We start from the raw sequence: 26,693 nt of genomic DNA on the forward strand, positions 1-26,693 counted from the left end.
AGACTGAAATATATTTATGGAATTTACTCTACTTATAGTTATTATAGTTTTGGCTTTAATCTTTGATTACATCAATGGTTTTCATGATGCTGCCAATGCTATTGCTACAGTTGTAGCTACAAAAGTTTTGACTCCTTTTCAAGCAGTGCTTTGGGCTGCTTTCTTTAACTTTTTGGCCTATTGGGTTTTTGGTTTTGGAGTAGCAGATACTGTTGCAAAAACAGCCCATACCATGGAAATCAACCTTGTGGTTATTCTGGCTGGGGTTATAGCTGCAATTATCTGGAATCTATTGACTTGGTGGCAAGGAATTCCTTCCAGTTCATCTCATACTTTAATTGGAGGTTTTGCTGGAGCAGCAATTGCACATGCTATTGCGGTTCATGGTTTTTCAGGTTATATGGTGGATGGGACAACACAACATTGGTACAATATAGTAAGTTGGTATAAAGCAGGAAAAGATGGCGGAATGCCTTCAGGAGTACTGATTATTATCGCTTTCATTGTATTGGCTCCATTATTGGGTGCTTTAATCTCTTATTTAATCTCTATTTGGCTTTTGAATGCTTCTAAAAAAAGTATTCTCCCAAAACTATTTACAATTGGATTAATGGTTTTAACAATTTGGTTTGTAGAAGGTCAAATGTTATATTATGATGCTATTGAAAAACCTCGTTTTGATTCTCATTTTTGGAGTGTTGCTTTTGAAGCGCATAACATAAAATGGTTTTTGGTTGCCTTTATCGTTTTATCGGTTAGTTGTTTTTGTTTGGTGTTTAGTAGTTTAAACTTACATCAAGCTACAGCTTCGTTAAAAAAAATGCAATTACTATCTTCTGCTGCCTTTAGTTTAGGACATGGAGGAAATGATTCTCAAAAAGTAATGGGTATTATTGCTGCGGCAGTTGCAGTTTACATACATACAAGCGGTGTGGCGCAAGTAAGCTTACCAGACTGGTTGCAGGTAATACTTCCAAATGATGATTTAAAAATAAAAGGTGTTATGCCAGCATGGATTCCTTTAGCCTGTTATTCTGCTATTGCAGCGGGAACTTTAAGTGGTGGTTGGAAAATTGTAAAAACAATGGGTTCTAAAATAACAAAAGTAACTTCTTTTGAAGGTGTTGCTGCCGAAACTGCAGGAGCTTTAACCTTGTATTTTACAGAACATTTAAAAATTCCGGTAAGTACTACACATACCATTACTGGTTCTATAATTGGTGTTGGTTTAACGAAACGTATTTCAGCAGTTCGTTGGGGTGTTACAGTAAGTTTAGTTTGGGCTTGGGTATTGACTATTCCAATTTCAGCTATTTTAGCGGCATTAGTTTACTACTTGCTTAGTTTGTTTTTATAATTCAGTAAGATTAAGATCTATAAAAAAAAACCATTCGTAACTGCGAATGGTTTTTTTATGGCTTTGAAGTTTTTAATTCTTAAAATAAAAGATCCTGTATTTCTTCCGTTTTGTCAAATACGCTTTTTGCGAAAGGACATAAAGGCAAGATTTTAAGATTATTCAACCTTGCATATTGTACGGCTTCCATTACCAGTTTTTTGCCCACGCTTTGCCCAGCAAATGCATCATTCACTTCGGTATGATCAATAATAAATTTATCAGTTCCAGCCCAAGTATAGGTCATTCTTCCTGCTTCTATTTCATTATCAGAAGCTCTAAAATAGCCTTTTTTAATTTCGTTTATTTGTTCAATTACCATAATTTTTTAATTTAATTCAGTTGTAATTTCGATAGGATTAGTTAGTATTTGGTGCATTGGACATCTATCGGCAATATTTAATAATCTTGCTTTCTGAGTATCGTCTAAATTTCCAAATAATTGAATGTTGCGCATTATTTTGGACTTATTTTCCGTTGTATCTTTTTCAAAAGTGACTTCAACTTTTACATCTGTTAAATCCCATCCTTTTCGGTTCGCATACATGCGTAACGTGATGCAGGTGCAAGCTGCCAATGAGGAGGCCAGTAATTCTTTTGGCGCAAAGCCTAAATCTTTTCCTCCTGCACTTTCAGGCTCGTCTGAAATAATTGTATTGCTAGCGGATTTTACTTCTGTTTTATAAAGTTCTGCGCCAATGTGCGCTGTTATTTTAATCATAATTGCTATTTTTTATTTTGCTCCGGAAGTGGAACAAATTCACTTTCGCCTGGAACTTTATCAAAAGTTTGTGCCAACCATTTTTCTTTTGCCTTTTCAATCAGTTCTTTGCTTGAAGCGACAAAATTCCAATAAATAATCCTTTCTTCGGGAAAAGGTTCTCCTCCAAAAATATAAATGGTTGTATTCTCTGCCATGTCAAAGGTGCAAAGTTTACTGTCTTTGGCAATCAAAATTTGCTTTGGTCCGAAAGTATTACCTTCACTTTCGATACTGCCTTCTAAAATGTATAAAGCGCTTTCGCCAAATAAGTCTTTACCAATATTCACCGTTTGGCGAGTGGTACTTTTTAGTTCCAAAAGATAAAGCGGACTGTAAACTGGAACAGGTGATTTTCTTCCGAGTATTTCTCCGGCTATAAGTTTGAAAGCAATAGTATCTGATTTCCATTCTGGAATTTCATTTTCGGGTACATGGAAAAAAGAAGGTTCGATTTGCTCTAATTCCTTGGGTAGAGCCACCCAAATTTGAAGACCATGCAACATTTTATCAGAATTACGTAAATACTGAGGTGTTCGCTCTGAATGGACAATCCCTTTTCCCGAAGTCATCCAGTTGATTTGTCCCGGTTTGATTTCCATTTTAGTTCCTAAGCTGTCTTTGTGCATAATACTCCCTTCAAACAAATAAGTCAAAGTCGAAAGCCCTATATGTGGATGTGGCGGAACATCTAAATTTTCATAATCGCTCATGCAGGTTGGTCCCATATGATCGATGAATGCAAATGGTCCAACCATTCTTTTTTCTCGAAAGGGAAGCAATCGCCCAACCATAAAGTTACCAATATTGCTCGGGCGTTCTTCTATTATTAATTTTATATTTGACATTTTTTATGTTTTAAACTATAAAAATAAGGAAATTATTCTTCCAAATAACCGAATTTTCCCATATTCACATCGTTGAATGCTTGCATAATTTCGGCTTGGGTGTTCATCACAAATGGACCGTGTGCGGCAATTGGCTCATTGATAGGTTCACCACTTAAAATTAAAACGATTGTGTTTTCAATTGCTTCAATGGTAAATGTTTCACCGTCGTTTTGGAATAAAGCAAAATGGTTGGCTGGAACATTTTCAGTATCATTAACTTTTATGCTTCCTTCAATTACTAATAACGCAGTGTTATAATTTGCAGGAAAATTGAAGGAGGTTTTTGCTCCTTTATTCAATTTGGCATTTAGTAAATGAACGGGAGTGAAAGTCGAAGCGGTACCTTTTACATTTTCATATTGTCCGGCTATAATTTCAATCACGCCACCATTTTCAGGAAGTTCGAATTTGTTGATTTGGTCATTGGTAATTCCTTGGTATTTTGGTGTTGACATTTTGTCCTTTGCAGGAAGGTTGACCCAAAGTTGTACCATTTGAAAATCGCCACCATTTTTACTAAACTCTTCTTCGTGGTATTCTTTATGTAAAATACCTGAAGCTGCAGTCATCCATTGTACATCACCTTCGCCAATGACACCGCTATTTCCTGAACTGTCGTGATGGGCTACTTTTCCCTTATAGGCAATAGTAACGGTTTCAAAACCTCTATGTGGATGTACGCTAACGCCTCTGGGTTGATCTGTTGGCGGGAAGTAAAATTTAGAATTATAATCCATCATAATAAACGGACTCATTCTTTTCATGTCTAAATTATGACCACTCGGAATAAAATTATGTACTCTAAATCCGTCACCAACCATGTGAGGTGTAGGTGGAGCTAATACTAATTCAATATTTTTTGTTTTCATTTCTATGTCTGATTTAAATTATAGTACAAATTTACTATAGATTAAAACCAGATGCATTGATGTAGGATAAGAAATGAATTTGTATGAATTAATACGGTTTGAAGTTTCTTTTGGCTAATTCCTTGCGAACCCTGCTTAATGTTTCTGGTGTGATGCCTAAATAAGAAGCAATCATCCATTGTGGAATACGCAAAGTAAGACTCGGATAAATAGTTATAAAATCCAAATAACGTTGTTCTGCTGTTGCTCCCAGTAAGAGATTTACTCGTTTTTGAAGTTGACGAATATGATTGTGCAAAGCAATATTGTCCTGTTGTCGAAAAGCAATACTAATTTCGGCTGCTGCATCAATGAAATTTTTATCGATAAAAACAATTTCCGTATCTTCAATGGCATCAATAAACAATTCGGAAGGTTCGTTGAAATAAGAACTGCTTCTGTCTGAAATGATCCAATTCTCCGGTGCAAATTGAATAATGTGCTCCTTTCCAGTTTCGTCAATGGTATAAGAACGCAATAATCCCTTTGATACAAAAAAGGAATGGTGGCAAATGTCGCCCTGATGGAGTAGGATAGTACCTTTTTCTACTTTTTTGGATTGTAATGTACTCGTAATCGAAAGGAATTGTTCGTCCGTTAGATTGGTTTTGGATTGAAAATATGTTTTGAATGAATCCAGCATAGTTATTTCAGGATTACAGAAATACTCGTGTAAAAGTATTTTTGAGTTCGTTTGTAGCTAGTTTATTCCAGCTAAATTTTTATGAATACGTCTTCGTTTATAATGGGTTTGGCGAAGATTTTCTAAATCAGAAATAATACTGATATTTCCATCAATCTCAAGCATAGCGAGTTTTACGTCTTTAAAATACTCGATTCCATGTTCGCGCATCGCTTCTTTTAATTCATCAGAAGAAATGTTTAATTTGCTTAATGCTTTAAAATCCAGATTTCCATCATGAATTAATATTTCTGGTTTTTCTTGCATAAAATCACTAAACTTCTGGTACTTATACATCAATTTTTTCAAGATAAAATTAATAGTAAAAAGTACTGTTGCTGCAGCCATTCCGCCATAAAGAGAGGTGTTGCTTCCGACCATTGCGTTTTGAACAGAGTTACTGATTAATAATATTAAAATAACGTCTGCAGTATTGAGTTGCGATAATTCTTTCTTACCAAAAAGCCTTAAAGCTACAACCATAAAAAAATAAACGGCGGCACTGCGAATGATGATATCAAGATATGGATTCATGCTTTTTAAGTTTAAAGGTTGATTGACTAATTGAGATTTTTGGATAACTACAGATTGTTATTTTTGCTTAAAATTTTTCTCAATGGCTTTTATCATTTCGCCTGCAATGTCTTTATTGGTAGCACCTTCGATTCCTTCTAATCCTGGGGAAGAATTTACTTCTAATAATAATGGTCCTTTTGAAGAACGAATAATATCCACACCAGCTACTTTCAAATCCATCGCTTTTGCAGCTTTTATGGCTATTCGTTTTTCTTCAGCTGTCACTTTTATGACTGAAGCTGTTCCTCCAAGATGGATGTTAGCTCTAAATTCGCCTGGCATTGCTTCCCGTTGAATGGCGGCTACTACTTTTCCGTCAATTACAAAACAACGAATATCTTTACCGTTGGCTTCCTTGATAAATTCTTGAACTAATATATTGGCATTTAAGCTTTTGAATGCATTAATAACGCTTTCGGCTGCTTTTTTGGTTTCGGCTAATACAACGCCTTTCCCTTGTGTTCCTTCGAGTAATTTAACAATTAAAGGAGAGCCTCCAACCATTTTTATTAAATCATCCGTATCCAAAGGTGAATTTGCAAATCCGGTAGTAGGAATTTCTACACCATGATTTAAAAGTAATTGTAAGGAATACAGCTTATCGCGCGATTGTGTAATCGCGTTTGAAGAATTTAGGCAAAATACTTTTAATGCTTCAAACTGTCTCGTTAAAGCACAACCGTAGAAGGTTATACTTGGTCTGATTCTGGGAATAACAGCATCAAATTGATTTAATATTTTTCCTCCACGGTAATGAATTTCAGGTGTTTTTGCATCCAGTTTCATGTAACATTCTTTGATATTCAAAAAATGCATTTCATGGCCGCGCATTTCACCTGCTTCCATAATACGTTTGTTGCTGTATAATTCTGGATTACTGGCTAAAAGGCCAATGCGCAGACCTGAACTGGCTTTTTCAGAATTTTTATACAGTTCTTTCAAGCTATCTGAGGTAGGTTGTCCTAAAAGATATTTTTGTTCTGGGTCTACAAGAACTCTTCCACTCATGGCCTCACGACCTAAAAGCATTCTAAAACCCATGGAATCTCGATTAGTCAATGTCATTTCTATTGGCCATATTGAATCACCAATTTTCAGATTACTTTGAATAACATAGCGTTGTTCTCTAAAGCCACTGGAGCTTTTTACAAAACGTTTATCAACTAAAGGTGCTTCACAATGAATTACCGTTTTTAGATTATTTTGAATCGGATTGATATCAAACTTTACCCAGTTTGCTTCATTTTTGATAAAAGGAGCAATGTTTATAGCGTGTAAAGCAGATGTTTTAGCGCCTGAATCAACACGTGCTTTAATCGTTGGAATTCCCAATTCAGGAAATGAACACCATTCTTCGCTACCCAGGATAACTTTATTTTGAGACATAAATTGATTTTATTTAAACCTTTTTTTAGAAATCAAATGTAAATATTTGTTTTCAAAAAATGTTCAATTTGTATAAAGAATAAACCCGTTATGTTATAAAAACGTAACGGGTTTATTTCGTGTAATTTTAAAAGAATTTATGGATTCGTTGGTTCGCCAGCTTTATGAACTTGTACAGTTAATTCTTGGGCTCCGTCTTCAATATCCATGTAAATTTCATCTCCGGAGGCAATTTTTGAAGTGATAATTTCTTCAGCAAGTGCATCTTCAACATATTTCTGGATAGCTCTTTTCAATGGTCTTGCGCCAAATTGTCTGTCAAATCCTTTCTCAGCGATAAAAGCTTTTGCTTTATCAGAAAGGTTTAATTGATACCCTAATTCCGCAACACGAGCATATAATTTTTTTAATTCGATTTCGATAATCAAATCAATATCATGTTTTTCTAAAGCGTTGAACACAATTACGTCATCAATTCTATTAAGGAATTCCGGTGCAAAAGTTTTTTTCAATGCATTTTCAATGATACTTTTTGAATTATCATCGGCTTGGGCAACTTTAGCGGCGGTACCAAAACCAACTCCTTGACCAAAATCTTTTAATTGTCTGGCTCCAACATTGGAAGTCATAATAATTATAGTGTTTTTGAAGTCGATTTTTCGACCTAAACTATCTGTTAAATAACCATCATCAAGAACTTGCAATAACATATTGAAAACATCAGGATGTGCTTTTTCTATCTCATCTAATAAGACAACACAATATGGTTTTCTTCTTACTTTCTCTGTTAATTGTCCACCTTCTTCGTAACCTACGTATCCCGGAGGTGCGCCAACTAAACGAGAGATTGCAAATTTCTCCATGTATTCACTCATGTCAATGCGAATCAATGCATCTTCTGAATCGAATAATTCTTTTGCCAATACTTTTGCCAATTGTGTTTTACCAACACCAGTTTGTCCTAAGAAGATAAACGAACCAATTGGTCGGTTTGGATCTTTCAATCCGGCACGATTTCTTTGGATCGAACGAGCAATTTTCATTACAGCTTCTTTTTGTCCAATAACTTTTCCTTCAATAAGTTCTGGTAGTTTAGCTAGTTTGTTGCTTTCAGTTTGAGCAATACGATTTACTGGAATTCCAGTCATCATAGAAACTACATCGGCAACATTGTCTTCGGTAACTTCAATTCTATTATTTTTAGCATCTTCTTCCCATTGTTCCTGAGCAATTGCTAAATCTTTTTCGATCTTTTTTTCGTCGTCACGAAGCTTAGCGGCTTCTTCGTATTTTTGTTTTTTGACAACCACATTTTTCAGTTCGCGAACATCTTCTAATTGACGTTCCAAGTCTAAAATCTGTTTTGGAACTTCAATGTTGGTAATGTGAACTCTTGAACCGGCTTCGTCTAATGCATCAATAGCTTTGTCTGGTAAGAAGCGTTCTGACATGTATCTGTCCGTTAATTTCACACAAGCTTCAATTGCTTCTTGTGTATAAGTAACGTTGTGATGGTCTTCGTATTTATTTTTTATATTATTCAAAATAGTAATAGTTTCCGCAACAGATGTTGGTTCCACAATTATCTTTTGAAAACGTCTTTCTAATGCGCCATCTTTCTCAATATATTGACGGTATTCGTCTAGAGTTGTTGCTCCAATACATTGAATTTCTCCTCTTGCTAATGCAGGTTTGAACATGTTAGATGCGTCTAAAGAACCTGTTGCGCCACCAGCTCCAACAATTGTATGAATTTCATCTATAAAAAGAATAATATCATCATTCTTTTCTAATTCGTTCATAACAGCTTTCATTCGTTCTTCAAACTGCCCACGGTATTTTGTCCCTGCGACAAGGCTTGCCAAATCTAATGTTACAACGCGTTTGTTGAAAAGGATTCGTGATACTTTCTTTTGAATAATTCGCAAAGCTAATCCTTCGGCAATAGCTGATTTTCCTACACCAGGTTCCCCTATAAGTAGTGGATTATTCTTTTTACGACGGCTCAAAATTTGAGAAACACGTTCGATTTCTTTTTCACGTCCTACAACAGGATCTAACTTCCCTTCTTCGGCCATTTCAGTCAAATCTCTACCAAAATTATCCAAAACAGGAGTTTTAGACTTTTTATTTGATTTGTTGGCTGGATTGTTAAAAGTTCCTTCCTTAAGACTGTCATCTTGTCCTGAATCGTCATTATATGATTCGTTTTTTGGCAAGTTTTCTAAAAATTCTTCTTCGCTTGGAGTCATATTTAAATATTGTTCTTTAGCTACATCATAATCAATTTTAAGTTTATTTAGTAGCTTGGTTGTTGGATCGTTTTCATTTCTTAAAATACATAACAATAAATGTGCTGTACTAATGGACGAACTATGAAATACTTTTGCTTCAAGAAAAGTGGTTTTCAACGCTCGTTCTGCCTGACGTGTCAAGTGTAAGTTTTTCTTTTCAACATTAACGTCTACGCTTGGACTTGCGGGGCTTAGGATTTCTACTTTTCTGCGTAAATGATCTAAGTCGACAGATAGGTTATTCAGTATTTGAATTGCTTTTCCATTTCCATCTCTTAAAATACCCAGCATCAAGTGTTCAGTTCCTATGAAGTCATGACCCAATCGCAAAGCTTCTTCTTTGCTGTAGGTAATAACATCTTTTACTCTTGGTGAAAAATTATCATCCATAATATATAATTGATATCGTAAATTTAGTGAATTAGTAATTGAAAAACAAAAATCATTCCCTTAACTACTACTGTCAGCTAATTGACAAAAATAATAATAATATTAAAGTTAAATTTCCCTTAATTTATCAACTAAAAGTGAAGATTAATTTGTTAATAAATCATTGAAATAAGTAGGTTAAAATAGGTTCAAAAATTTCAAAAAGCCGTATATTGGCACGTTTTGAAACTAATATAATTTTTTAATATAACAACTTATGTCTGAAGGAGAAAAGTTAATTCCTATTAACATTGAAGATGAAATGAAAACTGCTTACATCGATTATTCGATGTCTGTAATTGTATCCAGAGCGCTTCCAGATGTTAGAGATGGCTTGAAACCAGTACATCGAAGAGTATTATTTGGAATGCATGATTTAGGGGTTAACTCCAGATCTGCCCATAAAAAGTCCGCAAGAATTGTCGGAGAGGTTCTTGGAAAGTATCACCCACATGGAGATACCTCTGTTTATGATGCCATGGTTCGTATGGCACAAGAATGGAGTATGCGTTATTTATTGATTGACGGTCAGGGTAACTTTGGTTCTGTGGATGGTGATAGTCCAGCAGCGATGCGTTATACGGAGGCTAGAATGCGTAAGATTTCGGAAGAAATTTTGGCGGATATCGATAAAGAAACGGTTGATTTTAAATTAAATTTTGATGATACACTAGAAGAGCCAACAGTTATGCCAACTCGTGTTCCTACCTTATTAATTAATGGGGCAACAGGAATCGCAGTAGGTATGGCTACCAATATGCCACCTCACAACTTGACCGAGGTAATCAATGGTACATTGGCTTACATGGATAATAATGATATTGAAGTTGACGAGTTGATGACACATATCAAAGCCCCAGATTTTCCTACTGGAGGTATAATATATGGGTATGAAGGAGTTCGTGAAGCATTTAAAACCGGTAGAGGGCGTATTGTAATGCGTGCTAAAGTAGGTTTTGAAGAAGTGGATGGAAGAGAATGTATTATCGTTACCGAAATTCCTTATCAAGTCAATAAAGCTGATATGATCAAGCGTACGGCTGATTTGGTTAATGATAAAAAAATTGATGGAATTGCAAATATCCGAGATGAATCGGATAGAAACGGGATGCGTATCGTTTATATTTTAAAACGTGATGCTACACCAAATGTGGTTTTAAACACACTTTATAAGTTTACGCAATTACAATCTTCTTTCAGTGTAAACAATATTGCAATTGTAAAAGGGCGTCCGCAAATGTTGAATCTGAAAGATTTGATTCATTATTTTATCGAACACCGTCATGATGTGGTGACTCGTAGAACGCAATTTGAATTGAAAAAAGCGGAAGCAAGAGCGCATATATTAGAAGGTTTGATTATCGCTTCGGATAATATTGATGAAGTAATTGCTTTAATCAAGGCTTCAAAAAGTACCGAAGAAGCAAGAGAAAAATTAATCGAAAGATTCAATTTATCAGATATTCAATCTCGTGCAATTGTTGAAATGCGTTTGCGTCAATTAACAGGTCTGGAACAAGATAAGTTAAGAACTGAATACGAAGAAATCATGAAGTTAATCGAGCATTTGAAAGCTTTATTAGCGGATGTAAACTTGAGAATTGCTTTGATTAAAGAAGAACTAACTGAAATCCGTGATAAATATGGAGATGAGCGTCGTTCTATAATTGAATATTCTGGTGGAGATGTAAGTATTGAGGATTTAATTGCTGATGAAAATGTGGTTATTACAATTTCTCATGCAGGTTATATTAAACGTACCAATCTTACGGAATACAAAACTCAGAATAGAGGAGGAGTTGGTCAAAAAAGTGCTGGTACTAGGGATCAAGATTTCTTAGAGCATATGTTTGTGGCAACGAATCACCAATATATGATGTTCTTTACCCAAAAAGGAAAATGTTTCTGGATGCGTGTTTATGAAATACCCGAAGGAAGTAAAACTGCTAAAGGTAGAGCTATCCAAAACTTGGTAAATATTGAAAGCGACGATAAAGTAAAAGCATTTATCTGTACCCAAGATTTAAAAGATAAAGAGTATATCAACAGCCATAACCTTATTATGGTGACTAAAAAAGGTCAGGTTAAGAAAACGTCTTTAGAGAAATATTCTAAACCAAGGGTAAATGGAGTTGCTGCAATTACTATTAAGGAAGGCGATGAATTATTAGAAGCAAAATTAACTAATGGAGAAAGTCAAATTATTTTGGCTGTGAAATCTGGTAAATTAGTTCGTTTTGAAGAGACTAAAACCCGTCCAATGGGAAGAACAGCTTCTGGAGTTCGTGGAATTACCCTTAAAGATGATACAGATGAAGTTATTGGCATGGTTACTGTAAATGATATGAGCAGCGAAATTTTAGTTGTTGCTGAAAACGGATACGGAAAACGTTCAAGTCTTGACGAATACAGAATTACAAACCGTGGTGGTAAAGGAGTTAAAACCTTAAATATTACCGAAAAAACAGGTAAACTGATTTCAATCAATGCAGTTACAGATGCTGATGATTTAATGATTATCAACAAATCTGGATTAACTATCAGAATGGCTGTCGAAGATTTAAGAGTTATGGGACGTGCTACGCAAGGAGTGAAGTTGATTAACATTAAAGGAAACGATTCAATTGCTGCTGTTACAAAAGTAATGAAAGATGATGTGGCTGAAGTTGTTGTTGACGAAGAAGGTAATGTAATCGAAACGGAGGCTATTGAAAGAGTTAAGCCAGTTTTAGAAGTACTTGAAGACGAAGGAACAGAGGAAGACGATGATGAGGATGATTCTGAAGAAGACGAAGAGTCTGAAGAAGATGCCGAAGACGAAGATTCTGATGATGAAGCTTAAAAATAAAAATATAAAAAAGAATAATTATTAAACAAAAACCAAGAATATTATGAAAAGTAAATATGTAATACTTGCATCAGCATTATTGATATCAGTAGCTACTTTTGCTCAAAAAGATCAAATTAAAGCAGCTGAAAAAGCATTGAAAGGCGGAAATTCTCAAGAAGCCGTAACTATTTTGCAAGCTGCAGAAACTGCTTCTGCAACAGCTCCTGATGCTGAAAAAGCACAATTTTTCTTTGTTAAAGGAAATGCTTTATTAGACTTAGCAAATAAGAATGTTGATGTAGATACAAATCTTTCTCTTGCTGCAAAAGCATATCAAGATTTGATTGCTGTTGAACAAGCTTCCGGAAAAGTTAAATATTCTACTCAAGCAGCTACGTCAATTACACAGATAAAATTTAAATTAATTAATAGTGCAATTGCAGATTCTAAAATTGATAAGCATTCAACCAGTGCTAAAAAATTATATGATGCTTATTTGTTAGATAAAAAGGACACCATTAATTTGTATTATGCAGCTTCTACTTATGTTAATGCTAAAGAATATGATCCTGCACTTAAGTTGTATGATGAATTGAAAAACTTAAACTATTCAGGAAAAGGAACAAGTTATTTTGCAGTGAATAAACTAACTAGCGAAGAGGATGTTTTTGCAACTGCTCAAGAAAGAGACAGAATGGTGAAACTAGGGACTCATGACAAGCCAAGAACAGAGGTAATTCCTTCTAAAAGAGGAGAGATATATAAAAATATGGCTTTGATTTTAGTAGAAAAAGGTAAAACGGAAGAAGCTAAAAAAGCAATTGCTGAGGCAAGAGTTGCTAATCCTGAAGATACTTCGTTGATTTTGACTGAAGCTAACTTGTATTTAGAAACTAAAGATTTTGATACTTATAAAAAATTAATTTCAGAAGTATTAGAAAAAAATCCTAATGATGCTGATTTGGTTTTTAATTTAGGTGTAATTAGCGCAAATGCTAAAAATACAGTTGAAGCTGAGAAATACTATAAAAGAGCGATTGAAATAAAACCGGATTATGTAAATGCGTATCTTAATTTAGCTATCATGAAACTAGATGCTGACAAAAAGCTTTTTGATGAGATGAGCAAATTAGGAAATTCAGAAAAAGACAATAAACGTTATTTAGTTCTTAAAAAGCAAAGAGAAGCTGTATTTACAGATGCTTTACCATTTTTAGAAAAAGCTAGCGAATTAGATCCTAAAAATGCAGAAGTTAAAGCAACTTTATTAGGGGTTTATGGAGCATTAGAAATGACAGAAAAGAAAAAAGCATTGAAAGCAAAGATGTAATACTTTTTTAAATAGATTAAAAAAAAACCTATCTCGAATGAAATTCTTGATAGGTTTTTTTTAGATTATTTTTTTGATTACTCTAAGTTTATGAGTGTGTTTATTTGTTTCGGGATTATAGATTCCTAAATGATCTAACCTGTCAATTCGTATTTTTCCGCTTGCATGAATAATGTAATTGTCTTCCATGATGATGCCCACATGAATAATATTGCCCTCATCGTTATCAAAGAAAGCTAAATCACCAGGTTCGCTTTCTTCTATAAAACTCAATGCTTCTCCTTGTCTTGCTTGTTGTGAAGCGTCACGTAATAGTTTATATCCGTTAAGTTTGTAAACCATTTGTGTAAAACCGGAACAATCAATACCAAATGGTGTTTTTCCACCCCATAAATAAGGAGCATTTAGATATAAAAAGGCAGTATTAATCAAACCTTCTTTGGGCTTGATGCCGCTAATTTTAGTTCCTTCAAAGTCAAAACTTGAAGTGTTGATTTCATTGTAATTTAAAAAAGATACTGATGAACCTAGCGGAATTGGGATTAATATATTATTTGGCGCGGTAATGTATTCTATTAAATCAGCATTCAAAATGATTGCGTCTTTAGACAATTGATTAAAACTAGATTCGGAAATTAGTTGGTATTGTTTAGAATCTACCCAGCCTTCATAATCATCATATTGCATTTTGATTCGGGACCATTGTTTTAATTGTTCTAAAATTTCAAAATGTTCGCCAAACAAAACTTGAGAAACGATTTCGCTTCTGTCATTTGGTTCAAAGCGAAGTGGGATTATAGCTAGATTACAAATTCCGAACATTTAGGTCAATTTATGAGTTAATAATTATGGGTTATAAGTTTCAAAACTCATAACCCATAATTTATAATTATTTTAGGCTCTTTCAATAACAATTGCTGAAGCACCACCGCCGCCATTACAAATTGCAGCAGCACCAATTTTACCGTTATTTTGTTCTAAAACATTTATTAATGTAACAATGATTCTTACTCCTGAGCAACCTAATGGATGTCCTAGAGAAACAGCGCCACCGTTTATGTTTACTTTGTTGTCATTTAATCCAAGAATTTTAGAATTAGCTAAACCTACAACTGCAAAAGCTTCATTGAATTCAAAATAATCAACATCGCCAATTGCTATTCCTGCTTTCTCTAAAGCTTTAGGAATTGCTTTAGATGGGGTAGTTGTGAACCATTTAGGTTCTTGTGCTGCATCAGCGTAACCATTAATGTAAGCTAAAGGTTTTAGACCTAAAGCGATTGCTTTTTCTTCACTCATTAATATTACTGCTGCTGCGCCATCATTTATTGTTGATGCGTTAGCTGCGGTAACTGTTCCGTCTTTAGTAAAAACAGGGTTTAATGATGGTATTTTATCTAATTTTACATTAGTGTATTCTTCGTCTTTAGAAACTATAATAGGATCGCCTTTTCTTTGTGGAACCGCAACAGGGACAACTTCATTGTTAAATTTCCCAGAATCCCATGCTTTCGCACTGCGCTCATACGATTGAATTGCGAAGTTATCTTGTTCTTCTCGAGTAAAACCATATTCTGAAGCACATAAGTCAGCACACACTCCCATAGCGCTGTTATCGTAAGCATCAGTCAGTCCATCTTTCTGCATTCCATCAATCATGGTTGCAGGACCAAATTTAGTTCCATTTCTCAAATGCATGTAATGTGGAATTAAACTCATATTCTCCATTCCTCCGGCTACTACAATTTCGGCATCCCCACATTGAATTGCTTGCGCACCCAACATGACAGCTTTCATTCCAGAAGCACAAACTTTATTTACTGTGGTGCAAGCAACGGTATTTGGTAAGCCAGCAAATAATGCTGCCTGACGAGCAGGAGCCTGACCTACGCCAGCCTGAACGACATTGCCCATAAATACTTCATCTACTAAATTTGGATCTAAATTTATTTTTTCCAAAGCACCTTTAATAGCGACTGCGCCTAATCTTGGAGCAGTAACTGTAGATAATCCCCCCATAAAACTTCCGATAGGTGTCCTAACGGCAGAAACGATAACAACTCTTTTGTTCATAACTTATAAAATGTTGGTTTATGAAGCAAATTTAATCTTTTTTAAACAATTTCAAATTTTGATTATACCATTATCTTTTTTTAAAAACATTTTCATTCTATATGTTTGATTGTGAACTGTTTTTGTAAAAAGGATAAAAAATATTGAAAAAAAGACCTCAAATAGTTGTGAGAAGTCTAAAGATGTCTTAAATTTGCAACCGCAAAACAGGACACGTTTCTTTGAGCTTGGAGGGGTGCCAGAGTGGTAATGGAGCAGTTTGCTAAACTGTCATCGAGTAATCGGTGCCAGGGTTCGAGTCCCTGTCCCTCCGCTTAATTTTTTTGCACTTCGGGGTGTAGCGTAGCTCGGTTATCGCGCCTGCTTTGGGAGCAGGAGGCCGCAGGTTCGAATCCTGCCACCCCGACTAGATTTTTTTACATGAGCAATGGAGGCATAGCTCAGCTGGATAGAGCACCTGCCTTCTAAGCAGGCGGTCGAAGGTTCGAATCCTTCTGCCTTCACTTAAGGGGATGATCAAATTTGATTGTCCCTTTTTTTATTTACTTCAATGTGTTGATTAGTAATTGGTTATGTAGGTGTTTTTGGAATTTTTACTGGTTCGATATTTTTTGATTCGTAAAAAATGTTTAAAAAAAATGCCAGAATAGATAATAAAACAATGATTTTATGTTCGATATCCCCTTGCGGGGTGCTATCAACTCAGATATATTTGAACATCTCGATTCGAATATACTTTAGTAAATGTATACAGGAAATCAAGTATCTCATTTACCTGTGCTACGCTTGTCTCTATACCATTCTTTTTTAATATTTTCATTACCTGATTGACGGAGACTTTTCTATCTGAGAAAACTCTGGGTTTACTATTTGAAATTTGCTCAATGGTTCTGGTGTTTAAAAAATTAGTATTGGTAATATATTGATCACTAAAATAGTTATCATAAGTTAAAATAATTTTAGAATTATTTCTTTCTCATTTAAACTCATCTGTACCCATAAAATATTCAATTTTTGTATCTATAATGTATATTATATTTCAATTAATTTTATTTGAAAGGATTTGGCAATCCCTATATTATAGCAATGACTTCAATTGGAATGTTATTAAATCGTTTGTTTGAGTCTGAAGGACCACTAACTTCTAATAAAAAAAATACCTACTTTTGTGTATGAGAATATCTGATACAACATCTTCTATCGACCCTGAAAAATCATACACCATTCAAAATGATGTCGAAACTTTTCATATACTGGATCTGAGTATAGCCGATAATCCGCTTTTTTCATTTGAATATAATAGGAAGGTATTTTATACGGCCACTTTATTACAAGGGGAATATAGGCTTGAATTTGAAGATAGAAATATTGATGTTTCGGGTAACTCATTACTTTTTACCACCACCAAAATCCCTTTTGGGGTGCACGCTACTGGTTTGGGATACGCCGGTATCAGTTGTGTCTTTAAAGAAGAGTTTATTACTAAATCTAACAGTGGTTATCGTTTACTTGAATTTCCGATCTATAAACCAGGAAGGCAGAATATCTATTCGCTAACAGATGATCAAACGAAAGATTTTATTGATATCTACAGTAAAGTTTTTGATGAAACACAAGGCAATAGCGTCTTTAAAAATAATCTGCAACGCACTTATCTACTTGAAATCATTTTTAACGCACAAAAACTCGCTCCGGTTAACTCATTCGTAAAAACAAATAATACGACAGAGGTCATCGCCTGTTCCTTTATAAGATTACTGGAATCGCAGTTTCCCATAGAATCTCCTCAGAATGCGATCAAATTTAAAACTTCAAAAGATTTCGCAGACAGTCTGTCGCTCCATCCCAATTATTTGAACCGCCAGGTGAAATTAGCTAAAGGAAGAACCGTAAGTGAGATCATCGCAGCAAGACTTGTCCAAGAGGCTAAGATCTTATTAAAATTAACCAATTGGCACATTGCGGAAATCTCCTTTGCACTCGGTTTCGAGGAACCTTCACATTTCAACTTATTTTTTAAAAAGCATACGAACGGTTCTCCTACAGATTACAGAAAATTACATAGGGAATAGTTTGGTCTTTTTAAGATCTGAGGCAAAAGTTTGATTTTAGTAAGGATTGGTTTTATTTGCGCTAACAGTGGTTATGGCATCAGTTCTACCTTTGTGCTGTAATTAAAAAATTATAAATATGACAAAGATAGCATTAGTGACCGGTGGCAATAAAGGCATTGGTTTTGAAACAGTTAAACAACTTGCACAACAAAACATTAAGGTATTATTAGGAGCAAGAAATGAAACTGATGGTAAAAAGGCAGAAGAAGTTTTACGAGGTTTGTCGTTAGATGTTACCTATATAAAACTGGACATTAGTAATTCAGAAGATATAGCCAACGTTGCAAGCTACATTGAAAGCGAGTATGGCGTATTGGACATTTTGGTAAACAACGCAGCCGTATTTTTAGATGATGCGTGGTTCGGAAATAATGTGGAAATTGTAACATTACAAACACTTCGTGATACTTTTGATATTAATTATTTTGGAACCGTTGAGTTGACCCAGGCTTTATTGCCGGCAATCAAAAAAAGTGAGTGTGGACGTATTGTAAACATCAGCAGCGTTTCCGGTTCTTTTGGCGTTCATTTGGATGAAGCTCATTGGCTGTACGCTTTAAAACCGTATGCTTACAGTGCATCAAAAACAGCCTTAAACCAGTTCACCGTTTTTCTTGCCCACGCACTTCGCGAAACAAAAATAAAAGTAAACGCAGCAAATCCTGGTTGGGTTCAAACATCTATAGGCTCAGATCAAGCTCCACTTACAGCTGAAGAAGGTGCGAAAACAGGTATAGCTTTAGCCCTGCTGGATGAAAATGGACCATCGGGTACTTTTTCTCAGTCTGGCGAGGTATTACCATGGTAAATAATGAAAATGCAAATTTCAAGTAATCTCAAAACTCTTATTCTAATAGTAAAACTTCTCTTTAAAAGTTTAGCATTTGCTTGAAGATATTGAAATATAATTTGTTATATGAATGTAGAAGAGTTCAGAGATTTTTGTTTGTCCTTCCCGAATACTCGGGAAGGAATGCCGTTCGAGGGATTTTTTAAGAATTCACGATCTATCCTTGTATTTTATGTTGGTAAAAAGATGTTCTGCTTGTTCGACCTTGATAAATTTGATCGTTGTACATTTAAAATGTGATCCCGAGTTCATTGATGAGCTTAGGGAACACAAGGGGATCGACAAACCTTTTAACTTGAGCCCAAAACACTGGATAAGTGTTGATTTAAACGGGGATGTCTCTCATGAATTGATCAAAGATCTTGTTATGAAATCTTATAAACTTGTTGCAGAAGGTATTCCGAAGAAAAATAAATAAAATGATATCTTTATAAATTCTGTTACACCTAATTTACAGCAATGCAATATCAGTTATATCCAAAAGAGTCCAAATTTCATAGTATCGTATTCAAAAGCCCACCGTAAGTGAGCTGCTTTTTTAGAAGAGCAAACGTTGTACTATCCACTGAAAACAAGTGACGCAACAAAAATAAATCGTCCAAAAAATTCCGAAGTTAAATATTGATGAGTTTTTCAAAAATATCCGTAGAATCGCCTTTCAGATTTAACTGGTCAAAGTAATTAAACCATCCTTCACTTACAATCAGCTTTTGAACTGCATTTGCAAGCTCATCAGTTGGAATTGTCCAGATGACAAAGAAATTATAATCAACACGCTGAATGGTGTCCTTGTCATTTTCGTTCATACTGACTATCGCTACCCCCTGGTCCATCAGTCCTTGCGAAGATTCATTCACATGAGTAAGGTAAGCGGATTTCTCTTCTTTGCTCAGGTCGAGCCAAGCTTGTTTAGGTGAAAACATTTCGATAAAATACTTCATAATGCTGCTGTTTTATAATTTTTTTTAATAGTACTAATCTAAGTGAGTTTAGACCAGTAAAGGTCAAATATTTAATTAGATGCTGACAAAGATATAGGCAATCAACATAGTATCTGATAGACAAATGGTACCAAAAATGTCACTATTGGTGCTAATATTTTGGTCGGTTAGGATTTTGCTCATCGATTTATTATCATTGTAACACAGCTCACACCTGTCATAAATTATAAATGACCATTGCCAAAAAATATTTATATTAAACGTCATGAAATCAATAGTTCAGTATCATTTTAGCAATGAAAAATATGGGAAAACTTTACTGATAGATATTGTTCCAATTTCTGAAATCAATAAATACATAGAAAAAGAACCCACTCATAGGCTTACTTTTTATGACATGACTTTTATAACCAATGGAAATGAAAACGTATTTATTAATCAAACGGAATTGCATGTTGGGTCAGGGGATGTGATTTGTTCTATTCCTGGTGAGATCTGGAGCTGGCCAAAACAAACCGCAATGCAAGGCTATGTGTTGCTATTTGAAGAAGAATTTTTGTTCTCATTCTTCAACGATAAACAGTTTTTAAACAAATTCAAGTATCTGAAACATGGCCGTACTTCTCCGTTGATACGGCTCAACAAAAAACTCTTTAAAAACGTTGTAGCGTATCTGGAGCAAATAAACAATGAAATCCAACTGGGCGTTAGCAGTAGTGAACATATTCTCCGGGCATTGGTCTATCTGATCTTGGCACTGCTTGAAAGGGGAGAGATCATACCGGTTAAGACCATTAACACGTTCACGAAAGAAGAACAGGCTAACAGACATATCCAGGCCTTCGTAAAGCTGTTAGATGAACATTATTTACAATCACATGATGTTCAGTTCTATGCTGACAAACTTTTCATAACAGTCAATTATTTAAACAGGATGACGAAAGAGTATTTGGGGTCTACGTCCAAATCGTTTATACTTAACAGGGTTATTCAGGAAGCAAAAAACTTGTTAAATTATACCAGCTTATCAGTTGCGGAGATCAGCAATCAATTAAAGTTTGAAACACCGAACTACTTTGTTCGTCTTTTCCGAAAGTATGTGGGGATGACACCAAATCAATACCGTAATAAATAATCTTAATATATGGAGTCATTGCCGAGTTAATAGGCAATTATTGTTACAAATAAAAGTTATAAATCAGTTATGAAATAGTATTTCCAATTGCTTATTACATCTTTACAATTACAAATCTTCCTGTTTTAAAATCTTATTGATAATATTTTGAATTTCTTAATAGAGCATTTAGTTAATTCAGAAATAAATGTTTTTCTTCATAACAATTAAAGAAAAAAATATAAGATTCTTAATTTATTATAAAAATAATTACTTTTGTTAAACTTTCGCTTTAACTTATTCAATTACCCTATTTAAATAATTAGTCAATATTGCTAACTACTTTTATTTAGTAAAAATCTTTAAAATATTTTTACTAAATAAAAGTAAATTTTCTTAGCGAAATTGAATTCAATAAGGCCTCAATGTCTATCGTATAAATGTCACAAATTTTATGTCAAGAAGAATATATATATTATTGGTACTAATTACACTGTTTTCCTGTAATACAAATGATGATAATCAAAAAAGGATTTCAATTGGATTTTCACAAAGTATCTCTGAAGATGATAGCTGGAGAAAATCTATGGATAATACAATGAAGGTCGAAGCTTCGCTTCATCCAGAGATAGACTTAACTGTTTACAATGCGAATGGCAGTACAAAAAAGCAGGTTACCGATATTGAAAAAATGATTGAAAACCAAGTGGATGTATTAATAGTAGCTCCATATGGTTCAGATTCTATAGTGCCAGTAATCGAGAAAGCGAATAAAAAAGGAATACCTGTAATTATTGTTGATAGAAAAGTGAATACATCGAATTATAAGGCATTTTTAGGGGCTGATAATGTTGAAGTAGGGCATATTGCAGGAAAATATATTGTTTCTATGTCTAAGGCTCATGCCAATATTCTTGAAATTAAGGCAACGACTGATATTTCACCTGGCGTTGAGAGAAGTTTAGGATTTAAACAAATTATCGATAAATACCCAAACATTAAAAAGATAAGTATAACTGCTCCGGATTTGGCATCACTAAATAATAATTTTAGTAAAGTCCTGGACAGTATGCCAAAAATAGATTATGTCTTTGCTTTTAATGACATTATTGCACTCCAAGCATGGGAAGTAGCAAAACGAAAAGGTAGAGAAAAAAATATAAAATTTATTGGAATAGATGGATTGAATGATCCAAATGGAGGAATACAAGCTGTTAAAGATGGTAAGTTAACTGCAACGATCTTATATCCAACTGGTGGTAGCGAAGCGATAAAGCTTGCTATTAAACTTGCCAATAAAGAAATAGTCTCTAAGAATAATATACTTAACACCATTTTGATAGACTCCTTAAATGCTGATATAATGAGCAATCAATTTGATAAAGTGACGCAACAACAATCTAATATTGAAACACAGCAGAATGTAATTAAAGAACAGGAAAAGAAATACCTAACATTATATAATTTAATTAAATTGCTGACCTTTCTTCTGGTAGTAATTTTCTGTTTAGGCCTTTTTAGTATTTATTCCGTATTTTCTATAAAAAAGAAAAAAAAGTTATTAGAGGTAACAAATACAAAAATCATTCATCAAAGGAATGAAATTGAAAAATTTGTAGAGAAACTTAAAGAAAGTAATGAATCCAAAATTAATTTTTTTACCGGTATATCTCATGAATTTAAAACCCCTTTAACCCTAATATTAAGTTCAGTTGAATCTTTACATGATGAATTTCAAAATAAAAGTAATGCTGTTAAAAAAGATTTAGACATAATGTATAATAATTCTTTAAGATTACTTCGATTGATTAATCAATTGTTGGATTTTAGAATGGTTGAGGATAAAAAATTCACTCTGAAACTATCCAAAAATAATCTTTGGAAATTTTCGGCTAATATGTTTAAGGAATTTAAAAGAGAGGCTAAAAAAAGAAAAATAAATTATACAATTGAAACGGATAATGAGGGTTTAGAAGTTTATTTTGATCCAAATTTAATGGACAAGGTTTACTATAATCTGTTATCTAATTGTTTTAAATTCACTCCTGATGGAGGTAAAATTGAAATTAAAATAAGCCAAGAAAAAGACAAAGGACTTGTTAAAATTAATTTTAAAGATTCTGGTATTGGTATTCCTGAAAAGGAAATAAATCAAATTTTCAGTCCTTTTTTCCAAGGTTCTAATAACTATAGAAACGGATCAGGTATTGGATTGAATTTATCTAAAAACTTTGTTGATTTACATGAAGGTCTAATAGAAGTAAAGTCAATTAATGGAGCCGAATTTTCAGTTTATCTAAAATTAGGAAAAGACCATATCGATAAATCAAAAATTATTAATGAAAGTACTTATTTTTCAGATAGTGAAAATGGATATGAGTATTTGGAAACTGAATTAACACCTAGTACGGAATCCCTAATTACAGAAAACAAACCTTCTCTTTTAATTATTGAGGATAATGCTGATTTACTGGATTTTATTGCTTCAAAATTAAAAGAAGATTACATTGTTAGCAGGTGCAACGGAACCAAAGCAATAGAAATGGCCTTGGAGTTAATGCCAGATATTGTTGTTTGTGATTTAAATTTACCGGAGAAGAATGGTTTTGAAATTTGTGAAGCTTTAAAAATGAATATGATTACTTCTCATATTCCTGTAATCATTTTAACAGCAATGGATGATAATAATACTTATATAAAATCATTAGAAGTTGGAGCAGATTTGTTTTTAACAAAACCTTTTAATCTAAAAGTCTTAAAGCAATCTATAAAAGGATTACTGTTTAACAGAGAAAAGTTACGTTATTATTATACAAATAATATAAATAAAATTGAGACTGATGGGCTCAACTTAATTGAAAGAGAATTTTTGAATAAGATTAATTTGATTTTAGAAAAAAATATTGATGACTCCTCTTTTTCTGTTGAAAATCTTGCCAGTAAATTAAATATTTCACGAGTGCAACTCTATAGAAAAGTAAAAGCAGTTTTAGGTATAGGCGTTGGAGATTATATTAATAATTTTAGATTGGAGAAAGCAAAAGAGCTATTAATGACTACAACAATGAACATCTCTGAGATTGCCTATTCTTGCGGTTTTGCCTCTCCTAATTATTTCTCAACTACTTTTAAAACTAAGTACGGGATACCCCCAAAAGACTTTAGAAATAATTAATTGTGCTAAAACAATGTAACATTTTTATAGATATAATGATTTTTAACGTCTTTTTATATTGATTTTGCAGTATTCTTTTTTCTTAACTCCTTATTTTATTGGAGTTAAGCTTTTTTTTTAAATTACTTGGTATGTGTAACAATACTTAATTAGTTCATTAGAGTATCCTTGTAATTTTATAAAAAAATATTATAAAATGAAAAAGTGCATAACAATTATCCTGTCAGGACTTATACTTATTGGATGTAAATCCAAAAATGATCCAAGTCCAAGTCCGAACCCAAATCCGAATCCAAACCCTAATGTGGCTGCCGAGCTTTTGAAATTTAATTTTAATGAAACTTCTGGGCAAACACTAGTAGAAACTAAAACGAATGCCAGTTTTAATATAAATGGACCTTCTGGTTCATCTGAACGAATTGTGGGCGTTGAAGGAAATTCATTAAGAGTTAATGGGTTTTATGGTTGGGCTACCGGAAATGCAAGTGTAACTTATCCTACTGCAAAAGTGTGTGTCTCTGGTTGGATTGCTCCATCCGCTTTTCCTGTTCAAAGGAAAGATTTAGATCCAATTACCGAAAATACAAACGCTGCTATTTTTTCAAATGTAAACACATCCAATAGTTCTGGCGTTGCCTTAGGGATCAATCAGCACGGAAGAGTTATTGGACAATTTAAAGTTGGGACAAATGTGATTCAAATTTTATCTGATCAAGAAGTAGCGCTAAAAAAGTGGAGTTATATTACATTAAATATAAATGCTTCAAGCGGAACGGCTTCATTGTATTTGAATGGTGTTCAAATTAAAAGTGTTACGTTTGATATTGGGACACTTTTATGGGATAATAATGCCACTATTTATATTGGAAAAGAATCAAAGTCTAAAACAATCGCTGGATTTGATACTAATGGTTTAACTGGGGCAATAGATCAAGTAGCACTTTGGAATAAAGACCTAACAGCTGCCGAGATACTAACTCAGTACAATAAATTTGCGCCATCAGATCCGGATCTTAAAATCCCGACTGCAATTCGATTTGCTAATGATATTCATCGACCAAAATACCATTTACTTCCATCTGCGGGTTGGACTAACGAATCGCACGGATTGCTATATATTGATAATAAATACCATATATTCAGTCAAAGAAATTTCAATGGCCCCTATTTAGAGCATATAAATTGGGGACATTATGTTAGTAGTGATTTAATAAACTGGGAAGAAAAAACACAAATTTTATGGCCTCAACCTGGATTTGACGAAGTTGGAATTTGGTCAGGACATGCCATAATAAGTAATGGTCAGCCCTTTATTTTTTATACTGGTGTAAATAAAGCTAAAGCTGCAATAGGACTTGCGACTTCAACTGCTCCTTACGATACTTGGACAAAAAATACTTCTGCGATTATACCAAATGCACCAACTTCTTCTGCAAACGCTGATTTTAGAGATCCTTTTGTATTTGAACACAATTCAGAATGGTATATGATGATTGGGACCGGTTTAAGAAGTGGAACCCCAAGAGGAGCATTGTATTTGTATAAATCTACTTCTTCAGATTTCAAACAATGGTCTCTTCAAGGTACAATGTTAGAGGGAAATCCTTCTGTAGATGGAACCGGGGATTTTTGGGAAATGCCCATTTATTATAATTTTGGTACGAAATCAATTGTACTAATCAATAAGCTTCCTAATGCAAATGCGTTGTATTGGACTGGGAATTTTAATGGATCACAATTCGTTAGGGATAATCCCGTTCCTGAACGATTAGATGTAATCAATCAATTATTATCACCTTCTATTCATCCTGATGCAAATGGTAATTTAACGGCAATAGGAATTATTCCGGATGGCGTTACTTCTGCAAAACAAAAAGAGCAAGGCTGGGCGCACGTATTTAGTTTACCTAGAGTTTGGACACTTGTTAATGGTAAAATAAAACAAGTTCCACATCCAAATGTATTGAGCCTTAGAGGAGCTTCTAAAAATTTCACCAATGTAGTTTTTGACCAAAATAGCTCAAATGTATTAAATAATTCAACTGGATCTCAATATGAAATCGTTGCTACTATTAATCCAGGAACTACTACAAAAGTTGGTTTTTCTCTAAATAAAAATACCGCAACAGGTGAACAAACATTAATTTATTATGATTATACTACAAGTAGTTTTGTTGTAGATAGAAGTAAATCTTCAATTCTTACAGGGGTTCCACTATCTAATCAATCTACTAATTATGTATTACCGACAGGAAATATTAATTGGAGAATTTTTGTCGATGCGTCAGTAATAGAGGTTTTTGTTAATGAAGAATTAGCTTTTGCAACACGATCTTTTCCTTCAACCGGGAATAATTTAATTGATTTATATGCTCAGGGCGGTACAGCAACAGCAACAGACTTAAAAATATATAATATTCAAGGAGGTGGAACTGCATCTACATCAAAGCGTATTGAAGTGAAAAAAGAAATAATGCATCCGGTTGTTTTTCCGAATCCATCAAGTGAAAATTTCAATATTAAATTTAATGCTATAACTGAGGCGACTCCTGTTTATGCTTATATTTTTGATATAACAGGATTTCCTGTTAAAAAGATTGAAAAAATAGTAGATGCCAATGATCTAATAATTCATTGGGATGGTATTATGGATAATGGAAATAAAGCTATTAGAGGTGTTTATATAATTAAAGGTCTATTGAAAAATGAATTATTTGATGCTAAAATAATCGTAGAATAATGATGAGAAATTAAAATTAGTATTTATTATTGCTTGTCTTTTTTCATTTATAAATTAAGTACCGTCGCAGCAATTATTAACTAAATGAAACTAAAATTTTTAGACTAAAACTGCATTCTACATTAGAAAAAATTGGATAAATGACCAATTGAAATATTCTTCTATGGTGGTGAATACCATCTCTCATATTGAATAGATTATATAA

At 33.7% G+C, this 26,693-nt stretch carries 20 protein-coding genes and 3 tRNA genes; 12 read left to right on the forward strand and 11 right to left on the reverse strand.

The window, feature by feature from the left end; genetic code table 11:
* Nucleotides 1-16 precede the first annotated feature (16 nt).
* A complete protein-coding gene (locus tag OA85_RS11130; RefSeq protein WP_039109818.1) occupies nt 17-1,357 on the forward strand; it encodes an inorganic phosphate transporter in 1,341 nt (446 codons plus the stop codon).
* A gap of 79 nt (nt 1,358-1,436) precedes the next feature.
* Here OA85_RS11130 and OA85_RS11135 read toward each other — a convergent pair whose 3' ends face one another.
* The 8 genes from OA85_RS11135 to OA85_RS11170 all read right to left on the reverse strand — a co-directional run bounded on the left by OA85_RS11135 (nt 1,437) and on the right by OA85_RS11170 (nt 9,282).
* Complete coding sequence (locus OA85_RS11135) at nt 1,437-1,718, reverse strand: GNAT family N-acetyltransferase (RefSeq protein ID WP_039109819.1); 282 nt, start codon at nt 1,716-1,718, stop codon at nt 1,437-1,439.
* Between the two features lie 6 nt (nt 1,719-1,724).
* The gene (locus OA85_RS11140) at nt 1,725-2,117 is read right to left on the reverse strand and encodes an OsmC family protein (protein WP_039109820.1); all 393 of its coding nucleotides are present in this window, start codon (nt 2,115-2,117) and stop codon (nt 1,725-1,727) included.
* A 5-nt stretch (nt 2,118-2,122) separates the two neighbouring features.
* Complete coding sequence (locus OA85_RS11145; RefSeq protein ID WP_039109821.1) at nt 2,123-3,004, reverse strand: pirin family protein; 882 nt, start codon at nt 3,002-3,004, stop codon at nt 2,123-2,125.
* Between the two features lie 32 nt (nt 3,005-3,036).
* A complete protein-coding gene (locus OA85_RS11150; RefSeq protein ID WP_039109822.1) occupies nt 3,037-3,915 on the reverse strand; it encodes a pirin family protein in 879 nt (292 codons plus the stop codon).
* Nucleotides 3,916-4,003: 88 nt separating this feature from the next.
* Nucleotides 4,004-4,597: a Crp/Fnr family transcriptional regulator gene (locus OA85_RS11155; protein ID WP_039109823.1), complete on the reverse strand. Its 594-nt coding sequence runs from the start codon at nt 4,595-4,597 to the stop codon at nt 4,004-4,006.
* A gap of 57 nt (nt 4,598-4,654) precedes the next feature.
* A complete protein-coding gene (locus OA85_RS11160) occupies nt 4,655-5,170 on the reverse strand; it encodes a DUF421 domain-containing protein (RefSeq protein WP_039109824.1) in 516 nt (171 codons plus the stop codon).
* Between the two features lie 57 nt (nt 5,171-5,227).
* Nucleotides 5,228-6,598, reverse strand: a complete 1,371-nt coding sequence (gene rimK / locus OA85_RS11165) for a 30S ribosomal protein S6--L-glutamate ligase (protein ID WP_039109825.1) — start codon at nt 6,596-6,598, stop codon at nt 5,228-5,230.
* Nucleotides 6,599-6,735: 137 nt separating this feature from the next.
* Nucleotides 6,736-9,282 carry an ATP-dependent Clp protease ATP-binding subunit gene (locus tag OA85_RS11170; protein ID WP_039109826.1) on the reverse strand — a complete coding sequence of 849 codons (2,547 nt, stop codon included), beginning with the start codon at nt 9,280-9,282 and terminating at the stop codon, nt 6,736-6,738.
* Nucleotides 9,283-9,538: 256 nt separating this feature from the next.
* Between OA85_RS11170 and gyrA the strand changes: the two genes are divergently transcribed.
* Complete coding sequence (gyrA, locus tag OA85_RS11175; protein WP_039109827.1) at nt 9,539-12,163, forward strand: DNA gyrase subunit A; 2,625 nt, start codon at nt 9,539-9,541, stop codon at nt 12,161-12,163.
* Between the two features lie 49 nt (nt 12,164-12,212).
* The gene (locus OA85_RS11180) at nt 12,213-13,481 is read left to right on the forward strand and encodes a tetratricopeptide repeat protein (RefSeq protein WP_039109828.1); all 1,269 of its coding nucleotides are present in this window, start codon (nt 12,213-12,215) and stop codon (nt 13,479-13,481) included.
* A 60-nt stretch (nt 13,482-13,541) separates the two neighbouring features.
* Here OA85_RS11180 and OA85_RS11185 read toward each other — a convergent pair whose 3' ends face one another.
* Both OA85_RS11185 and OA85_RS11190 read right to left on the reverse strand, forming a co-directional pair.
* Nucleotides 13,542-14,303, reverse strand: a complete 762-nt coding sequence (locus OA85_RS11185) for a C40 family peptidase (protein ID WP_039109829.1) — start codon at nt 14,301-14,303, stop codon at nt 13,542-13,544.
* 72 nt (nt 14,304-14,375) lie between these two features.
* A complete protein-coding gene (locus tag OA85_RS11190; protein WP_039109830.1) occupies nt 14,376-15,554 on the reverse strand; it encodes an acetyl-CoA C-acyltransferase in 1,179 nt (392 codons plus the stop codon).
* A 229-nt stretch (nt 15,555-15,783) separates the two neighbouring features.
* Here OA85_RS11190 and OA85_RS11195 point away from each other — a divergent pair.
* The 6 genes from OA85_RS11195 to OA85_RS11220 all read left to right on the forward strand — a co-directional run bounded on the left by OA85_RS11195 (nt 15,784) and on the right by OA85_RS11220 (nt 18,936).
* Nucleotides 15,784-15,867: transfer RNA gene (locus OA85_RS11195), tRNA-Ser, on the forward strand.
* Between the two features lie 18 nt (nt 15,868-15,885).
* Nucleotides 15,886-15,960 (forward strand) — tRNA-Pro (locus tag OA85_RS11200).
* Nucleotides 15,961-15,983: 23 nt separating this feature from the next.
* Nucleotides 15,984-16,057: transfer RNA gene (locus OA85_RS11205), tRNA-Arg, on the forward strand.
* Nucleotides 16,058-16,726: 669 nt separating this feature from the next.
* On the forward strand, nt 16,727-17,626 hold the full coding sequence (locus OA85_RS11210; RefSeq protein WP_052257223.1) for an AraC family transcriptional regulator: 900 nt from the start codon (nt 16,727-16,729) through the stop codon (nt 17,624-17,626).
* A 118-nt stretch (nt 17,627-17,744) separates the two neighbouring features.
* On the forward strand, nt 17,745-18,476 hold the full coding sequence (locus OA85_RS11215; protein WP_039109831.1) for an SDR family oxidoreductase: 732 nt from the start codon (nt 17,745-17,747) through the stop codon (nt 18,474-18,476).
* 214 nt (nt 18,477-18,690) lie between these two features.
* Entirely contained in the window at nt 18,691-18,936 is a 246-nt protein-coding gene (locus OA85_RS11220; RefSeq protein WP_052257225.1) for an MmcQ/YjbR family DNA-binding protein, read from the forward strand.
* Nucleotides 18,937-19,132: 196 nt separating this feature from the next.
* Here OA85_RS11220 and OA85_RS11225 read toward each other — a convergent pair whose 3' ends face one another.
* On the reverse strand, nt 19,133-19,459 hold the full coding sequence (locus OA85_RS11225; RefSeq protein WP_039109832.1) for a DUF6616 family protein: 327 nt from the start codon (nt 19,457-19,459) through the stop codon (nt 19,133-19,135).
* A gap of 265 nt (nt 19,460-19,724) precedes the next feature.
* Here OA85_RS11225 and OA85_RS11230 point away from each other — a divergent pair, with 265 nt between their 5' ends.
* The 3 genes from OA85_RS11230 to OA85_RS11240 all read left to right on the forward strand — a co-directional run bounded on the left by OA85_RS11230 (nt 19,725) and on the right by OA85_RS11240 (nt 26,488).
* Nucleotides 19,725-20,594 (forward strand): AraC family transcriptional regulator, encoded by an 870-nt coding sequence (locus tag OA85_RS11230; RefSeq protein ID WP_039109833.1) that lies wholly within the window; start codon nt 19,725-19,727, stop codon nt 20,592-20,594.
* Nucleotides 20,595-21,027: 433 nt separating this feature from the next.
* A complete protein-coding gene (locus OA85_RS11235; RefSeq protein WP_039109835.1) occupies nt 21,028-23,748 on the forward strand; it encodes a substrate-binding domain-containing protein in 2,721 nt (906 codons plus the stop codon).
* A 196-nt stretch (nt 23,749-23,944) separates the two neighbouring features.
* Nucleotides 23,945-26,488 (forward strand): GH32 C-terminal domain-containing protein, encoded by a 2,544-nt coding sequence (locus OA85_RS11240; RefSeq protein ID WP_039109836.1) that lies wholly within the window; start codon nt 23,945-23,947, stop codon nt 26,486-26,488.
* Nucleotides 26,489-26,693 lie beyond the last annotated feature (205 nt).

Origin of the sequence: Flavobacterium sp. AED (genome assembly GCF_000812945.1) — a bacterium.
In the GTDB taxonomy this organism is placed as follows: Bacteria; Bacteroidota; Bacteroidia; order Flavobacteriales; family Flavobacteriaceae; genus Flavobacterium.

What these genes read in the sequence shown, in the direction of transcription:
- OA85_RS11130 (WP_039109818.1), top strand. Translation starts at nt 17, where the DNA reads ATGGAATTTACTCTACTTATAGTTATTATAGTTTTGGCTTTAATCTTT.
- OA85_RS11135 (WP_039109819.1), bottom strand. Translation starts at nt 1,718, where the DNA reads ATGGTAATTGAACAAATAAACGAAATTAAAAAAGGCTATTTTAGAGCT.
- OA85_RS11140 (WP_039109820.1), bottom strand. Translation starts at nt 2,117, where the DNA reads ATGATTAAAATAACAGCGCACATTGGCGCAGAACTTTATAAAACAGAA.
- OA85_RS11145 (WP_039109821.1), bottom strand. Translation starts at nt 3,004, where the DNA reads ATGTCAAATATAAAATTAATAATAGAAGAACGCCCGAGCAATATTGGT.
- OA85_RS11150 (WP_039109822.1), bottom strand. Translation starts at nt 3,915, where the DNA reads ATGAAAACAAAAAATATTGAATTAGTATTAGCTCCACCTACACCTCAC.
- OA85_RS11155 (WP_039109823.1), bottom strand. Translation starts at nt 4,597, where the DNA reads ATGCTGGATTCATTCAAAACATATTTTCAATCCAAAACCAATCTAACG.
- OA85_RS11160 (WP_039109824.1), bottom strand. Translation starts at nt 5,170, where the DNA reads ATGAATCCATATCTTGATATCATCATTCGCAGTGCCGCCGTTTATTTT.
- rimK (WP_039109825.1), bottom strand. Translation starts at nt 6,598, where the DNA reads ATGTCTCAAAATAAAGTTATCCTGGGTAGCGAAGAATGGTGTTCATTT.
- OA85_RS11170 (WP_039109826.1), bottom strand. Translation starts at nt 9,282, where the DNA reads ATGGATGATAATTTTTCACCAAGAGTAAAAGATGTTATTACCTACAGC.
- gyrA (WP_039109827.1), top strand. Translation starts at nt 9,539, where the DNA reads ATGTCTGAAGGAGAAAAGTTAATTCCTATTAACATTGAAGATGAAATG.
- OA85_RS11180 (WP_039109828.1), top strand. Translation starts at nt 12,213, where the DNA reads ATGAAAAGTAAATATGTAATACTTGCATCAGCATTATTGATATCAGTA.
- OA85_RS11185 (WP_039109829.1), bottom strand. Translation starts at nt 14,303, where the DNA reads ATGTTCGGAATTTGTAATCTAGCTATAATCCCACTTCGCTTTGAACCA.
- OA85_RS11190 (WP_039109830.1), bottom strand. Translation starts at nt 15,554, where the DNA reads ATGAACAAAAGAGTTGTTATCGTTTCTGCCGTTAGGACACCTATCGGA.
- OA85_RS11210 (WP_052257223.1), top strand. Translation starts at nt 16,727, where the DNA reads ATGAGAATATCTGATACAACATCTTCTATCGACCCTGAAAAATCATAC.
- OA85_RS11215 (WP_039109831.1), top strand. Translation starts at nt 17,745, where the DNA reads ATGACAAAGATAGCATTAGTGACCGGTGGCAATAAAGGCATTGGTTTT.
- OA85_RS11220 (WP_052257225.1), top strand. Translation starts at nt 18,691, where the DNA reads ATGTTGGTAAAAAGATGTTCTGCTTGTTCGACCTTGATAAATTTGATC.
- OA85_RS11225 (WP_039109832.1), bottom strand. Translation starts at nt 19,459, where the DNA reads ATGAAGTATTTTATCGAAATGTTTTCACCTAAACAAGCTTGGCTCGAC.
- OA85_RS11230 (WP_039109833.1), top strand. Translation starts at nt 19,725, where the DNA reads ATGAAATCAATAGTTCAGTATCATTTTAGCAATGAAAAATATGGGAAA.
- OA85_RS11235 (WP_039109835.1), top strand. Translation starts at nt 21,028, where the DNA reads ATGTCAAGAAGAATATATATATTATTGGTACTAATTACACTGTTTTCC.
- OA85_RS11240 (WP_039109836.1), top strand. Translation starts at nt 23,945, where the DNA reads ATGAAAAAGTGCATAACAATTATCCTGTCAGGACTTATACTTATTGGA.